Source organism: Leptospira sanjuanensis (assembly GCF_022267325.1).
GTDB lineage: Bacteria > Spirochaetota > Leptospiria > Leptospirales > Leptospiraceae > Leptospira > Leptospira sanjuanensis.
The window spans coordinates 2,070,018-2,084,163 of record NZ_JAIZBG010000001.1 but is presented as its reverse complement, the minus strand read 5'-3'; the positions used below and the strand labels follow the sequence as shown (position 1 = coordinate 2,084,163).

Sequence of the window (14,146 nt, the reverse complement as noted above, 5' to 3'; positions counted from 1 at the left end):
GGTTTATTCTGCGGGAGCCGCCGCTTTTGCAGCCGCAGCGGAATCTTCCTGCTGTTGTCTTTTTCTATCTTCACTCACGAGAGTTTTACCGCCCTTGAGTTCTTTGATACGAGCCGCTTTACCAGCGAGGTTTCTGAGGTAGTAGAGTTTCGCTCTTCTTACTTTACCTTTGCGGATCAGTTCGATCTTTGCGATTCTTGGGGAAAACAGAGGGAAAATTCTTTCCACTCCGATATCGTAGGAAACTCTGCGAACGGTGAAAGACTTTCCGTTTGCTTCGTTTGCGATGGAGATTACTACCCCTTCGTAAACCTGGATTCTTTCTTTTCCGGACTCAACGATTTTATAATGTACTTTAACGGTATCGCCTACTGCGAAGTTTTGTTTTCTTTCAGCGTCCGGAGTTAATACTTCTCTTAAAAGTTGATTCATAATTTCCTCTCTTGATCGGGGTCGATCTTCTTTCTATTTTGTTCCCTCCACGCTTCTATATGTGCGTGGTTGCCGCTGAGCAGGACGTCAGGAACTTTCCATCCATTGTATTCCGAGGGTTTTGTGTATTGGGGATATTCCAAAACATCAGGACGGTTGTGAGACTCGTCCAGAAGGCTTTCGTCAGCCCCTAAAAAACCCGGCAGAAGTCTGGACACCGCATCCGCGATACAAATGCTGGCCAAATCCCCGGCAGATAATACATAATTTCCAAGGGACATTTCCATGTCAACTAGATGTTCTGCAACACGGTGATCCACGCCTTCGTAATAACCGGAAATGAAAGTCAAGGGTTTGCCAGCTTCTTTCAACTTGGTCGCAATGCCTTGGTGAAACGGAACTCCGGAAGGAGAAGTGAGAATAACGGTTCCCTTATCTTCTCCCAAGGACAAAAGCGCTTTGTGGATCGGTTCCACGCGCAGGAGCATTCCCGGACCGCCGCCGTAAATCGTATCGTCCACGCGGTTGTGTTTGTTTCCGGAGAAGTTTCGCAGCTGTACGAGATTCACGGAGAATACTCCCGACTCGATCGCCTTTTGTTGAAGACCTTCCGAAAAATAGGATTGTATCTTTTCGGGAAAAAGAGTGATGAAGTTAAACTTCATTCCAAACCTCCGGTCGAATCAATACGACGGTTTTTGCTTGGACGTCGACTTTCCCGACAAAAACTCCGATGAACGGTATGAGAACTTCTTCCCCATCCTGTTTTGCAAAGATCAAAATCGGATGCGCCGGATTGTCCTGAACCTCGGTGAGTTTCCAATGGAGAAGGTTTCCGGTTTCATCCACGGCTTGGAGACCGATCAAATCCCGGATATAGAATTCGTCTTTGGTTTTGATTTTTGGAAGAAGGTTTTGCGGTAAGTGCAAAAGACCTCCGATCCATTTTTCCGCTTCTTCGGGGGTCGAAACTCCCTCAAAACGAACGACAAACTTTCCAGTGTGCGGTTTGATTTCTAAAAGAGTGATTTCTTTTACGGGAAAATTCGGATCCGGCTTACTGAGCTTTAAAACGACCGGAAGTTTGATTTCTGTGAGAACGGATTCACGGACATTGAAACGCAACCACCCTTTGATTCCAAAGGGTTTGCCCAATTGACCGAGTGAAATCCACTCTTCAGTCAATGATTTCTAAGGAGAAGTTTTTTCCTGCTTTTACGGAAGCCGCAGTAAGAATCGCGCGCAGGGATTTTGCGATACGACCGTTCTTGCCGATGACCTTTCCCACGTCTTTGGGGGAAACTCTGAGTTCGATGATGTTTTGCTCTTCCCCTTCGATTTCCCGAATCACGATTTCATCGGGAAATTCAACGAGAGAAGCAACAATGTACTTCAGTAATTCTTCCATTACTTCTTCAGAGCGGTTTTGTATTCTGCCCAGATTCCTGCATTTTTAAACAGGTTCAGAACGGTTCCGGTCGGTTGAGCCCCGTTTTTCAGCCAGGTAAGAATTTTCTCTTTGTTGAAGGTAGTCTGTTCTTTGATTTGCGCTGGATGGTAATGACCCACGATATCAACGAATTTTCCGTCTCTAGGCGCTCTGCTGTCAGCGGCAACAATTCTATAATGAGGATCGTGTTTGGTTCCAGTTCTTTGTAATCTAAGCTTTACCAAGGGATGTTTTCCTTTTAACCCATTCTACCGTTTCGGATCGAAAACGTCCGAAAAAAGAATGCATGATTTTTACCAATATTGGACAATATGTCCCCCTGTCAAGGAATGATCCGTCAGGAAACGACAAAGTTGTTTATTTCGCGATAGATTTGAGATTTCTCGCGTTGTCTACGGGATTGCCCGTTTTATAAAGTCCGGCGCCGACTACAACGATATCCACTCCGTTCTTCTTTAACTCTTGAATGTTCGTGTCATTGACTCCGCCGTCCACTTCGAGTTCGATCGGTCTGGAGCCGATGAGTTCTTTCGCTTTGCGGATTTTTTCCATTCCGTTTGCGATGAACTTTTGTCCGTAAAATCCGGGTTCTACGGTCATCAGAAGAATTAAATCGATATAAGGCAGAACGTTTTCTAAGTGGGAAACCGGTGTTCCCGGGTTTAAGGAAACTCCCACCTTGGTTCCGTGGCTTTTGATTTCCTGCGCGAGACGAACGGGAAAGTCCGTCGTTTCGATATGAAAGGTGATACAATACGGATTCAGTTCGTAGTATTTGGAGACGTGATTCTCCGGTTTGGAAACCATGAGATGCACGTCCAAGGGAATCGATGTGAGCGCTTTGACTTCTTTGCTGAGGGCTTCTCCAAAGCTGATCTGCGGAACGAAGTTTCCGTCCATGACGTCCATATGCATCAGATCGATGGCGGTCGGATCGTAATCAGGAACGGTTTTTCCGAGTTCGGTAAGTTTTGTGGCTAAGATGGATGCGGAAATTTTCAAAGTTCGTTCTCGTAGGATTTGGATTTTACTTTGGAATCGGATGCGTCTAACAGCGTAAGTTTGGCGGTGCCTTTGCGGTAGAATACGGTTTGGAATTTTTCTCCGTCTTTCAGAGCGACGGGAAGCGTCAATACGTCCGCTTCTTCCCGATTTTCGTTTTTCAGAACCGCTTTGTAATTTCCATCGTCTCCGACTTCATAGGAAAAAAGTTCGTAACCGCTTTCCACGGCGAGTTCCGGTTCGAAGTAATATACTTTAAAACGAACCTCGTCTCCTTCTAATCTCGCGGAGGAAACAAGTCCGTTTTCGGAGCGAACTCTCGTGTTCACGATTTCCTCCACTCTACTTTTGATTCCGGAACGAGTTAGGCTTTTTTGAACTAAGGGAAAAGAAGCTCCTTGAAAAGAAGTCGGTGAGAATTCTTCCTTGGTTTTGCTCGGAGCCTTGGTCACGAGTAAGAATACTTTTTCTCTTGCGGATGTGTTTTTGCCGGGCTCCGGAATTTGATCGATGACGGTGTTCGGCAGTTGGTCCGCTTGCGGTTCGATGTAAGTGATTCCGCCGATCTGCAGTTCCACGTAAGTTTCTCCGGAGAGAACTTTTTGGAGGTTGGCTTTTGCGGAATCGATGGACTGCCCTCTTACATCCGGAACGATCAAGCGGTCGAGTCCCGTATTTACTGTCAGAACGATTTTACTTCCCGCTTCGATTTCTCTTCCGGGACGAATGGATTGATACAAAATGATTCCGTCTGTTTTGTCCGGGTAACGTTTGTTTTCCAGACGCACTTTCAATTGAAGACGATTGAGTTCGTTGTGAACTTCGGGATAGGATTTTCCGACGAGATCGGGAACGATCACCTTTGCCGTACTTTTGGTTCTTACGAATACGACTAAGAAGGCCGCACTGAAAAATAAAAGAAGACCGGCCGCTAAGAATAAGATGTAACCTCCGATCGGAAGATACTTTTCTTTGATTTGTTCCTGATTCACCCGAATATTTCCCCTTCTTGGATTCTGAAACCGTTGAGAAAATCGGATGCAGACATCCTGTTTTTATTTTCCGGTTGCAATTCCAGAATTTCCAGAAATCTACCATCACCACACTGCGTAAGAAGGCCTTTTTTGTCCAACCGTTTCAATTTACCGGGCCCTGGATTCGATTCGGGAGGAAGGGAAGAATGTCTTGTTTTCAGGATGTTAAGTCGTTTGTCCCGGAATGTGGTAGTTCCCACAGCATCCGGATACAAGGCGCGGATTCGGTTGTGAAGTTCGTCCGCTCCGAGGGTCCAATCTAAAATCCGATCCTCCGGTTTGATCTTTCCGCAATACGTCGCTCGGGAGTGATCTTGTGGAGTCGCCGAAAACGGTTTCCCGTCGAACCTCTGCAAGAGCCGAAGAATCGATTCGATTCCCGCATTCGTAATTTTGTCCATCAAAGTTCCCGTATCGTCTTCGGGAGTAATTTCCACTTCTTTACTCAGAAGGATATCTCCCTCGTCCATCTTCTCGCCTATGTATTGGATCGTGATTCCCGATTTCGTATATCCTTTCCAAAGAGCCGTTTGCACGGGAGAAGCGCCGCGCAGATCCGGAAGCAAGGAGCCGTGTAAGTTGATCGAGCGAAGCGGAGGATGATCGAATACTTCTCCGGGAAGAATGGAACCGTATGCGAAGATCACATAAAGATCGGCCGGAAAGGAACCGAAATCGGAGAGAGCTTTTTCTTTTTCCTTCTTGATCGATTCGTATTGAAACACGGGAAGATTGTGTTCGAGCGCGATTTTTTTGACGGGGCCGGGTTCGGGAGTTCTGCTCCGACCCTTGGCTCGATCCGGGTTCGTAACGACGAACAAAACTTCCGCAAGTTTAGAATCGAGGAGCGCTTGTAAAAGTTTTGCGGAATGTTCCGGGGTTCCAAAATAACCGATTTTCATAGTAACGCGTGTCCTAAAACTTTTTTACACCAAATCCAGAGGATCGAAGTCGATTTCCAAATACACTTTTTTGGAAAGTTTCAAAGGACGAATCTCTTTTTTAAAAATTTCTCTCCAAGCCGTAAGAGAAGACGTTTTGAGAATGATATGATTGCGGAAGTTGGAATCGATTCTATAAAACGGACAAGGAGCGGGTCCAAGCAAAACCGTATCCTTGGAAGGAAAGTATTTTTTCAAAACGCCGAATACGAGTTCGATGGTATCGAGCGAAACCTGTTCGTCCTTGGAACGGGAAACGATTCGAACAAGTCTTGAAAACGGGGGATAAAAAAGATCCTTCCGAACGGGGATTTCGGATTCATAAAATTGAATGTAGTTTTGACTCGTCGCCATTTGAATCACGGGATGATCGGGAGCGTTGGTTTCGATCAACACTTCTCCCTTTAGCTTCGAACGGCCTGCCCTTCCTGCGACCTGGGTCAAAAGGGAAAAGACTCGTTCGTTGGCTCGAAAGTCCGGAAGTCCGAGTCCGATTCCCGCGTTCAAAACGCCGACTAACGTAACCTGAGACGCGTCAAGTCCCTTTGCGATCATCTGCGTTCCGGTGAGAATGTCGATTTCTCCCCCCAGAAGACGGGATATGACTTCGTTTAACAAACTTCGGTCCTGGATCGAATCCTGATCGAGTCGTTCCACTCTCGTATTCGGAAACGCTTCGAGAAGATTCTCCTCCAGCTTCTGCGTTCCGGTTCCCTTGAGGGTCAGACTTTCCCCCATTCTTTTTTCCAAAGAATCCAAGGTTTCGGTATGACCGCAGAGATGACAGATCGCCGTTCCTTTTTTGTGATAACAAAGATTGGTCGTGCAGTTCGGACAAGGAACATACGAGGAAGTCGCCGGTGAAAAAATCAAAGGGCTGTATCCTCTTCGATTCAAAAGAAGAATGACCTGTTCTTTTTTATCCAATCGCTGTTTGATCGCAAAGGAAAGTTCCGAACTGAGAACGTTCGATTCCTTTTGATTCTCCACGATGCGGACGGTCGGGGGCAGAACCCCTTCGGGTCGTTTGGTCAAAGTGTGAAGATGAATCTTTCCTTCTTTGGCGAGGTGATAAATTTCCAAAGAAGGCGTGGCGGTTCCCATGACGAGAACGGCGTTGTTTGTTTTGCAACGCTGCATCGCGACCTGACGCGCGTGGTATCTCGGGCTCGAATGTTCCTTAAAGGAAGAATCATGATCTTCGTCGATGATTACGAGGCCGAGATTCGAAACCGGAGCGAAGATCGCGCTTCTCGTTCCGACCGCGATCCTTTTTTTACCGCTCAAGAGTTCGTTGTATGCCTTGAATTTTTCGGAAACCTTCAGCGCCGAATGAAGCACCGCGAGTTGTCCCGGAAAGATAAGTTCCAGTTTGCGGATGATATGAAAGGTCAAACTGATTTCGGGTACGAGAAGAATCACGGAGCGGTTCGGAGTTTCCAGCGCCTTCCGAATGAGATGGATATAAACTTCCGTTTTGCCCGAGCCGGTGATCCCGAACAAAAGATGAACCGCGGTTTGTCCGAAGGTGGAAAGAATATTTTGATAAGCGACATTCTGCTCTTCGTTTAACGTTACCGGTTTTCCTTCCGCGTCCGACGGAAATGCCTCGAGTTTGACCTGCCTTCTTCCCGCAGGAATCATCTTATAGATACATTCTCCGAGAGAGGCGATGTATTGATCCTTCATCCAATACGCGAGATCGATCTGTTCCTGAAGAACGATCGGCGTTTTATCGATGATCTTATCCACCGGAAGAACCTTGTATTTCGGTTCGTTCTGATGAACGGAGACTACGATCCCCTCTTCTTCCCGATTTCTGAGTTTCGCTAAAACGCGGACGCCGATCCGCGTGTTCGGCGGAACCTCGTATGTGAACGTGTCTTCTTCCACCGGAAGATCGAAAGCAACTTCGGCGTAGTGAATCAAAGGACGTCCTTGAGTTTGTTTTGGAACAGGGCGAGTTGGGTAAGAATACTTTCCTTGATCGAGATCTCCTCTTTTTTGATCGTCTCGAATTCGAAGGATTCTTTATCACCTTTGAAATGTTTGCGTTTGGTTTCGATCGCTACGATCGCTTCGGGAGATCGTAATACGATCATGGGAATGCCGGGAAGAAAGTCTAACGTTCTTCCCATCATCTCAAGCGCCTTTTCTTTTCCGTAAACCGCGATCGCACTCGTTCCCAAAAGAATGATTCCTTTGATCTTTTCGGAATCGATCGTTTCCTTAACCTGAGCCTCACACGTTTCGGTTCTGCGCTTCCAATCCTGCGCGTTCGATTTGGAATGAGCGAAGATGCAAGCGGGATATTCCTGGTAATAAAATTCCCGATGATTGAAGCCGAATTGTTTTTGGATCATTCTTCCGAAAAGATCCTCCGCCTCCTTCGTTCTAAAAATCTGATCGGGAGAAGTTTTGGAAAACGAAGGACGGCCGGGTGCGATCTCCCCGGTATAATGAAGTACTAATACGGGTTTTCTTCCCTTGATGAGAAAGTTTCGAACCGCGCTGATTCGATCCGCACAGAGTTTGCAGACGAAGTTTCGTTCCGCGGCCTTGGCGGGTCTGCGGACTTGGATGCCTTCCGCTTCCAATTCCAGGTCGTGCGACTGAGACGTTTGTCCGGAAGGGCTCCAGTCTTCTTTCCATACGAGTTCCGTGGTTTCGGGCGGTTTTTCTCCGCCCAATTGCAGGATCGGAACCTGTCTTTTTTGGATCAAAAAACGGAGATCGCCCAGGATTCTTCCCAGACCTGTGAGTATTTCCTTATCCATCCGTATATTGATCCGAGGAAATGTTAAGCGACTTCATCTTTCTGTAAAGATGAGAACGTTCGATTCCCAGGACGCGGGAGGTCCGGGTTACGTTGCCTTCGTTTGTCTGTAATGTTTTTATAATATACTGTCTTTCGAATTCCTCTTTCGCCTTTCGGAAGTCTCCGAGTTCCACCATTTCGTTTGCGGTTTTGAATCCTTTCAAGGCGTCTCTCGCGTCGTTCGCGGTTATCGTCGCGCCCACGGTCATGATACAAAGACGTTCCATGATGTTCTTTAGTTCTCGGATGTTTCCCGGCCAAAAGTGGTTTTGTAGAATGGAAACGGCTTCGGATTCGATCTTTTTCGGCGGAAGGTTGTTCTCTTCCAGGGTTTTTGCTATATAATAATCTACTAATAAAGGAATGTCCGAGGTTCGTTCACGCAATGGGGGAATCGTGATCGGAATCACGTTCAAACGATAGTAAAGGTCTTCGCGAAATTTTCCGTCTCGGATCGCTTCTTCCACGGGGATGTTGGTCGCGGCGATGATGCGAACGTCCACCGTGATCGTTTCGGTACTTCCGAGTTTTTCGAATCGTTGCTCTTGGAGGATGCGAAGCACCTTAGCCTGCGTCGACAAGGACATGTCGCAAATCTCATCTAAAAATAAGGTTCCTCCGTTTGCCGCCTCGAACTTTCCGATTCTGGAATCGGTGGCTCCGGTAAACGCCCCTTTGGTGAATCCGAATAACTCCGATTCGATGAGTTCCTCCGGAATCGCCGCGCAGTTCATTTCGACGAAAGGTTGATCGGCTCTTTTAGAATTTTTGAATATTGTTTTCGCTACGAGTTCCTTTCCGGTTCCGTTCTCGCCGTAGATGAATACGCGCGCGTTCGTCGCCGCGGCTTGCGCGATCGCGAATTTCACTTTTTGAATCGCGGGAGAGTTTCCTAGTATTTCATCATATTCTAATTTAATATCGGATGCGGAGAATTTCTCCTCCGGTTTGATGACGTTCTCTATCGCCTGCAAAACCTTTTCGATGGAAAGAGGTTTTTCCAAAAAGTCGACCGCACCTTTTTTAGTCGCTGCGACCGCGATCTCGATCGTTCCGTGTCCTGAAATCATCAAAACGGGAAGCGTAGGATATAGTTTTTTGCATTCGTCCAGAACGACGATTCCGTCTTCTCTGCCGAGCCAAACGTCGAGCAAAATCAAAGAAGGTCGTTCGCTTTTGAGTTGTTTGAGGAGAGTTTTGCCCGTGGAAAACGTTTCCACTTCGAAATCCTCGTCCTCTAAAATTTCTTTCAGTGATTTTCGGATTTCAGGTTCGTCGTCTGCGATAAAAATTTTCATGGAACGGTTTAGGATACGGGAAGTTCGATTTGAAAACGGCAACCGCCCATACGGGAAGAATCTACAGAGATGTGCCCGTTGTGGTCAATCACACTTTTCTGCACGATCGCGAGACCGATTCCGGAGGTGTTGCTGTTTTTCGTCGAATAATACGGTTCGAACACTTTCTGCTGCAGTTCGGGAGAGATTCCGATTCCGTTGTCTTCGATCGAAATGATCGCTACTCTTCGCATAATCTTTCTTGTCAATGTCGCCGAGATTAAAATCGAACCTTCGTAATCGGGAGTTCCCTCTTTTTCGCGTTTTCTTTCGATCGCTTCCACGGAATTTTTTACGAGGTTCGTAAAAACGCGAAGTATGATTTTCTGATCCAGAAATAACTGCGGAAATCCTTTCGCGATGTTCGTGGTGATTTTGAGTTTCGGCGTGTGTTCGAATAACTTTACGGCTTCCAGAAGAATGGGTTCCAAGTTTTGATTGATGAGTTTCGGCGCGGGCATGCGCGCAAAATCGGAGAATTCGTTCACGAGGTGTTCTAGAACGCGCACCTGTTTGATGATCGTGTCCGTTCCCGTCGCTACGATTTCATGAAACTGTTCTATATTTTCCGTTTTCATTTTTCTGCGGATTCGCTCCGCAGAGAGTTGGATCGGTGTTAACGGATTTTTGATTTCGTGCGCCATTCTCTGCGCCACTTCCTTCCAGGCGGCGATTCTTTGACTGCGCATGAGTTCCGCGTCTTTCGATTTCAGATCCTGAACCATCTGATTGAAAGAATCGATAAGCGCTCCGATTTCTCCCGCTTCGCGGATTTCAAGGTTGATATCGGTTTCACCCATAGAAATTTTTTGCGTAGCGTTGGCGAGTTCGATGATCGGTCTGGAGATCTTTCTCGCAAACAAAAGAGAGAAGTAAATCGCCAATAGAAAAATCGAAACGGTGATGATGCTGAACGTTAAGCGAATTCGATACGGAAGTTTTTCCTTTGCCAAGTCCGCGCGATCGTAATTCCTCCTCGTAGAAATCAAAGAATATACGATTTTCTCTTCTCCTTTGTGGATTCGGATCCCGGTTTGAAGAACGTAATTGCCGATCGGAAACGGAACTCGGATAAAATACATACAATAATCGGGACGATAACTTAAGAATTCGGTCCATTCCGAAGCTTTAGAGAATATCTTGAAATTCTTATCGATCGGCCTATATTTTAATCCGCGGTTTTCCAAAACGGATTTTTCATTTTCGTAAATTCCCACATAGAATTCGTCGCTCTGGATCAGATTCAATTTTGAAGCGGCTCCGATCAACGCCTCGAGACTCAAAGGTTGCATTCGTAAAAAACTTTCCAACAGGCGCGTCTTTTCCACGAGAAGTTTCTTTTTCGGCTTTTCTTCGTTTAGAATCAGCATTTCCCCGGATGAAAGCGCCTCTTCCACGTCGATCCCGTAAAATCGTTCGTAGAGTTTTCCGGTGATGTTCGAGGAAAGAAAGAGAATCGGAACCGAAGGAAGAAGCGCGACGAAGATAAACGACAACGTTAGACGATATCGGATCGAACTTTTGAGTCTGCCCGTTTCCAGATTTCTTTTGTTTCTGTAAAAATAGGAGATCAGAAGGGAAAGAGAAAAAAGAGGAATGAAATAAAAGATATAAACGACGATTCGATCCAGAAATCCGATATCTTCCGGAAACGAATCCTTGCCGGAAAATTGGATCAATTCCGCGAGGACAACGGAAAGCAGGATGATCAAACCTAAGATCAGAAGATCCCTTAGATAGTATCTGGTTTCGTCGTTCATGAGGTCTCGGTTTTTGTTAAACGAAATCGTTGTTTACGATATTGCTCAGAGCCTCCAAGGCTTCGTCTTCCTTTTCGCCCTTGACTTGAATCTTGAATTCGTTACCGGGTGCGAGCGCAAGCATCATGAGTCCCATGATGCTCTTCCCGTTTACTTCCACGTCGTCCTTTACGACCGTGATTTCACAGGGAAATTTGGACGCGCAGTTGACGAATACGGACGCAGGTCTTGCGTGCATTCCCGTTCCGTTTTCATTGATTTTGAGGAGAATTTCTTTCAACTTTGCCCTGCTGTAAATACTGACTCAATTTTTGATTGAATTCCTGCGCCGCGTTTTTGCCGAGTTTGCGCAAACGCTGATTCATCGCGGCCGTTTCCACGATGATCGGAATATTTCTTCCGGGACGAACCGGAACCTTGATCAGAGGAATTTGAACGCCTAACAGTTCTTCGGTGGGGTTTTCGAGTCCCGTTCGGTCGAAATCCTTGTCTTCGGTCCATTCTTCCAGATGAATGATGAGTTCTATGAGTTTGTGGTCGCGCACCGATCCGATTCCGAATATATCCTTAATATTCAAAATTCCTAATCCACGGATTTCCATGTGGTGCCTTAATAAATCCGAACAAGTTCCGATCAGATAACTTTCAGAAAGTCTCCGGATTTCCACCATGTCGTCCGCGACGAGACGATGCCCCCTTTCGATGAGTTCGAGAGCGGTTTCGCTTTTTCCCACCCCGCTCTTTCCCGAAAGAAGAATTCCGATCCCGAATACTTCGATCAAAACTCCGTGCCGCATCGTTCTCGGTGCGAGGCTTCGATCTAGAATTCCCGAAATCAAAGTGATGAATTTATGCGTGGAAACGTCCGAGATCATCAAGGGAATACCTAGTTGTTCGCAGTTCTCCACAAAAATCGGAGGAGGCATGTTTCCGTGCGTGAAGATGATGCAGTTGAGATGGAAGCTGAAAAAATCCGCTGCGATCTTTTTTAGATCTTCGGGAGTTCTGGAAGTGATGTAAGCCCATTCTCCTTTACCGAAAATCTGAATCCGGTCGTGTGCGAAACTTTCGTAAAATCCCGTGAGAGAAAGTCCGGGACGATTGATCTCGGACATGTTGATCCGGTTTGTGAGCCCTTTTTCACCCGCGAGCATACGCAGACCCAACTCTTCGTGTTCGTTGAGAATATTCGAAACGTTGATTCCGGGCATCGACATGGTTATCTGGACTCCAATGATTTCACTTTTTTTCTCTGACTAGACGGGAGAATCTTCAAGATCTTTCTGTATTTCGCGACGGTTCTGCGCGCGATTTCGATTCCCTGTTTCTGAATCGCCTCCACGATTTCCTGATCGGACAAAGGATTGTCGGATTGTTCTTCCCGAACGAGATTGCGGATGAGGTCGTGGATTTTTTTGGAGGATTCGATTCCTCCTTCCGCAGAACGAACTCCCGAAGAGAAAAACCATTTTAACTCGAGAATTCCCCGGGAAGTCTGTATGTATTTGTTGGACGTGATTCTTGAAACCGTGGACTCGTGCATCTCCAGTTTTTCGGCGATGTCTTTAAGGGTCAGAGGTTTAATGAATTGGATTCCCTTTTGAAAAAAAGGAGTCTGCATTTCGATGATGGCGGAAGTCACCTTGAATAAGGTTTGTCTTCTTTGATTGACCGATCGGATCAGCCATTCCGCGGAACTGAGTTTTGTGTTGATGTATTCCTTGTCGGCTTCCTTTGCGTTTTTTAGAATATTCTTATATTCTTTATTGATTTTGAGCCGGGGAATCCATTCATCGTTGATGTAGATGTCGAATTCCCCCTCCACTTCGCGCACGATCACGTCGGGGATCACATAGTCCGGTTTATTCGGAGTGTAAAGCGTGGCGGGATACGGTTCGAGCTTTTTGATTTCGGCCGCGAGAGCCTCCACTGCTTCGAGGGACAGTTCCATCTTTTTGGAAATCGATTTGTAATCGAGCTTCTCCAAATCCTTGATATGGTCGCGGATCAGTGTATGAAGTTTTTCATCCTCGGGTTTAAGGATTTTTGCTTGGATCAAGAGAGTTTCTTGAACATCCCGGGCTCCGATTCCGATCGGATCGAGTCTCTGTATTTGATCGAGAACCTTACGGACCTTTTTTTCGTTCAACTTCATTTCCGCACAAAGATCGGGAATCGGAATCGTGATAAAACCGTGATCGTCGAGCATCGAGATCAGAATTTCTCCGATGGAAATTTCATCGGGCTTTAAATTGGAAAGCCGGAGCTGCCAAAGCAAATGCTCCGACAAAGAACTTTTTTCGGGAGAAGACTCGATGTATTTCTGATTTCGATCCGATGCGTCCGAACCTGCGCTGCCCGCTTTGTCCAAGGAAAAATTATCCTGCCAAGACACGTCCGAATTTTTGATAAAGTCGTTCTTTTCTTTTCTACGAAGATCGTCCCGGCTGTAGAGATCGGGGGTTCTGTTTCTTTCGGAAGCGTATTCTTCCTCGAGCATGGGATTTTCCACAAGCTCCGAACTGATCCGATCCGAAAGCTCCAAAGTCGATAAGGGCAAGAGTTCGATGGACTGTCGTAAGTCCTGCGTCATCACCAGTTTCTGGGTTTGTTTTTGAACCAGTGAGTGACTGAGATTCACAGCGTAAAATCCTCGCCCAGATAGATTCTTCTCGTTTCGGGATCGTTGACAAGATCGTGTGTGGAACCGGAAATCAAAATTCTTCCGCTGTACATGATATAGGCGCGGTCCGTGATCTTCAACGTTTCACGCACGTTGTGGTCCGTGATCAAAATTCCGAGCCCTCGATCCTTTAGGGATTGAATCACGGTTTGAATGTCTTTGACCGCGATCGGGTCGACGCCCGCAAACGGTTCGTCTAACAGGATAAAGTCGGGATTGGTTACGAGCGCCCTTGCGATCTCGCAGCGTCTTCTTTCTCCTCCCGAAAGAGTATAACCCTTTTGATTGGCGACACGCATGATCTGCAATTCGATCAGAAGCGCATCCCTTCGCTGGATGATCTCTTCTCTGGAAAGATTCATCGTTTCCAGAATCGCTTCCAGATTTTCGGCGACGGTTAATTTACGGAAGATGGACGCTTCTTGCGCGAGATAACCCACTCCGAGTCTCGCTCGGATATGCATCGGAGAATCGGTTACGTCTTGTCCGTCGATGTAAACTTTGCCCGAATCCGGTCTTACGAATCCCACGGACATATAAAAAGAAGTCGTCTTTCCGGCTCCGTTCGGGCCTAAGAGTCCTACGACTTCCCCTTTTTTGATATTAAAGCTGGCCCCGTCCACAACCTTTCTTTTGTTGTAGACCTTGACCAGATTATCCATTCGGAAGGTTTTGCTCATATTCTTAGC

16 protein-coding genes are annotated in these 14,146 nt (G+C 46.5%); all 16 read right to left on the bottom strand.

Going from position 1 to position 14,146, the window contains the following annotated elements; all coding sequences use genetic code 11:
- Positions 1-3 precede the first annotated feature (3 nt).
- Positions 4-432, bottom strand: a complete 429-nt coding sequence (rplS, locus tag LFX25_RS09400) for a 50S ribosomal protein L19 (RefSeq protein WP_238730008.1) — start codon at positions 430-432, stop codon at positions 4-6.
- On the bottom strand, positions 429-1,097 hold the full coding sequence (gene trmD / locus LFX25_RS09395) for a tRNA (guanosine(37)-N1)-methyltransferase TrmD (RefSeq protein WP_118956548.1): 669 nt from the start codon (positions 1,095-1,097) through the stop codon (positions 429-431). The genes rplS and trmD overlap by 4 nt, the downstream gene beginning before the upstream one ends.
- On the bottom strand, positions 1,087-1,617 hold the full coding sequence (rimM, locus tag LFX25_RS09390; protein WP_238730007.1) for a ribosome maturation factor RimM: 531 nt from the start codon (positions 1,615-1,617) through the stop codon (positions 1,087-1,089). The genes trmD and rimM overlap by 11 nt, the downstream gene beginning before the upstream one ends.
- Complete coding sequence (locus LFX25_RS09385; protein ID WP_100765313.1) at positions 1,610-1,840, bottom strand: KH domain-containing protein; 231 nt, start codon at positions 1,838-1,840, stop codon at positions 1,610-1,612. The genes rimM and LFX25_RS09385 overlap by 8 nt, the downstream gene beginning before the upstream one ends.
- A complete protein-coding gene (rpsP, locus tag LFX25_RS09380; RefSeq protein WP_238730006.1) occupies positions 1,840-2,106 on the bottom strand; it encodes a 30S ribosomal protein S16 in 267 nt (88 codons plus the stop codon). The genes LFX25_RS09385 and rpsP overlap by 1 nt, the downstream gene beginning before the upstream one ends.
- A gap of 133 nt (positions 2,107-2,239) precedes the next feature.
- Positions 2,240-2,884, bottom strand: coding sequence for a ribulose-phosphate 3-epimerase (gene rpe, locus LFX25_RS09375; RefSeq protein WP_238730005.1), 645 nt, complete (start codon positions 2,882-2,884; stop codon positions 2,240-2,242).
- Positions 2,881-3,876 carry a PASTA domain-containing protein gene (locus tag LFX25_RS09370; RefSeq protein ID WP_238730004.1) on the bottom strand — a complete coding sequence of 332 codons (996 nt, stop codon included), beginning with the start codon at positions 3,874-3,876 and terminating at the stop codon, positions 2,881-2,883. The genes rpe and LFX25_RS09370 overlap by 4 nt, the downstream gene beginning before the upstream one ends.
- A complete protein-coding gene (gene fmt / locus LFX25_RS09365; RefSeq protein ID WP_238730003.1) occupies positions 3,873-4,820 on the bottom strand; it encodes a methionyl-tRNA formyltransferase in 948 nt (315 codons plus the stop codon). The genes LFX25_RS09370 and fmt overlap by 4 nt, the downstream gene beginning before the upstream one ends.
- 24 nt (positions 4,821-4,844) lie before the next feature.
- Positions 4,845-6,788 (bottom strand): replication restart helicase PriA, encoded by a 1,944-nt coding sequence (gene priA, locus LFX25_RS09360; RefSeq protein WP_238730002.1) that lies wholly within the window; start codon positions 6,786-6,788, stop codon positions 4,845-4,847.
- Complete coding sequence (locus LFX25_RS09355; protein ID WP_238730001.1) at positions 6,785-7,636, bottom strand: hypothetical protein; 852 nt, start codon at positions 7,634-7,636, stop codon at positions 6,785-6,787. The genes priA and LFX25_RS09355 overlap by 4 nt, the downstream gene beginning before the upstream one ends.
- A complete protein-coding gene (locus LFX25_RS09350) occupies positions 7,629-8,975 on the bottom strand; it encodes a sigma-54-dependent transcriptional regulator (RefSeq protein ID WP_238730000.1) in 1,347 nt (448 codons plus the stop codon). The genes LFX25_RS09355 and LFX25_RS09350 overlap by 8 nt, the downstream gene beginning before the upstream one ends.
- Positions 8,976-8,983: 8 nt before the next feature.
- On the bottom strand, positions 8,984-10,774 hold the full coding sequence (locus tag LFX25_RS09345; protein ID WP_238729999.1) for an LIC_11548 family sensor histidine kinase: 1,791 nt from the start codon (positions 10,772-10,774) through the stop codon (positions 8,984-8,986).
- A 16-nt stretch (positions 10,775-10,790) separates the two neighbouring features.
- A complete protein-coding gene (locus tag LFX25_RS09340; RefSeq protein ID WP_118965807.1) occupies positions 10,791-11,054 on the bottom strand; it encodes an HPr family phosphocarrier protein in 264 nt (87 codons plus the stop codon).
- Positions 11,026-11,991, bottom strand: coding sequence for an HPr(Ser) kinase/phosphatase (hprK, locus tag LFX25_RS09335; RefSeq protein WP_238729998.1), 966 nt, complete (start codon positions 11,989-11,991; stop codon positions 11,026-11,028). The genes LFX25_RS09340 and hprK overlap by 29 nt, the downstream gene beginning before the upstream one ends.
- Positions 11,992-11,993: 2 nt before the next feature.
- Complete coding sequence (gene rpoN, locus LFX25_RS09330) at positions 11,994-13,415, bottom strand: RNA polymerase factor sigma-54 (protein ID WP_238729997.1); 1,422 nt, start codon at positions 13,413-13,415, stop codon at positions 11,994-11,996.
- A complete protein-coding gene (gene lptB, locus LFX25_RS09325) occupies positions 13,412-14,137 on the bottom strand; it encodes an LPS export ABC transporter ATP-binding protein (RefSeq protein ID WP_167450780.1) in 726 nt (241 codons plus the stop codon). The genes rpoN and lptB overlap by 4 nt, the downstream gene beginning before the upstream one ends.
- Positions 14,138-14,146: the final 9 nt, after the last annotated feature.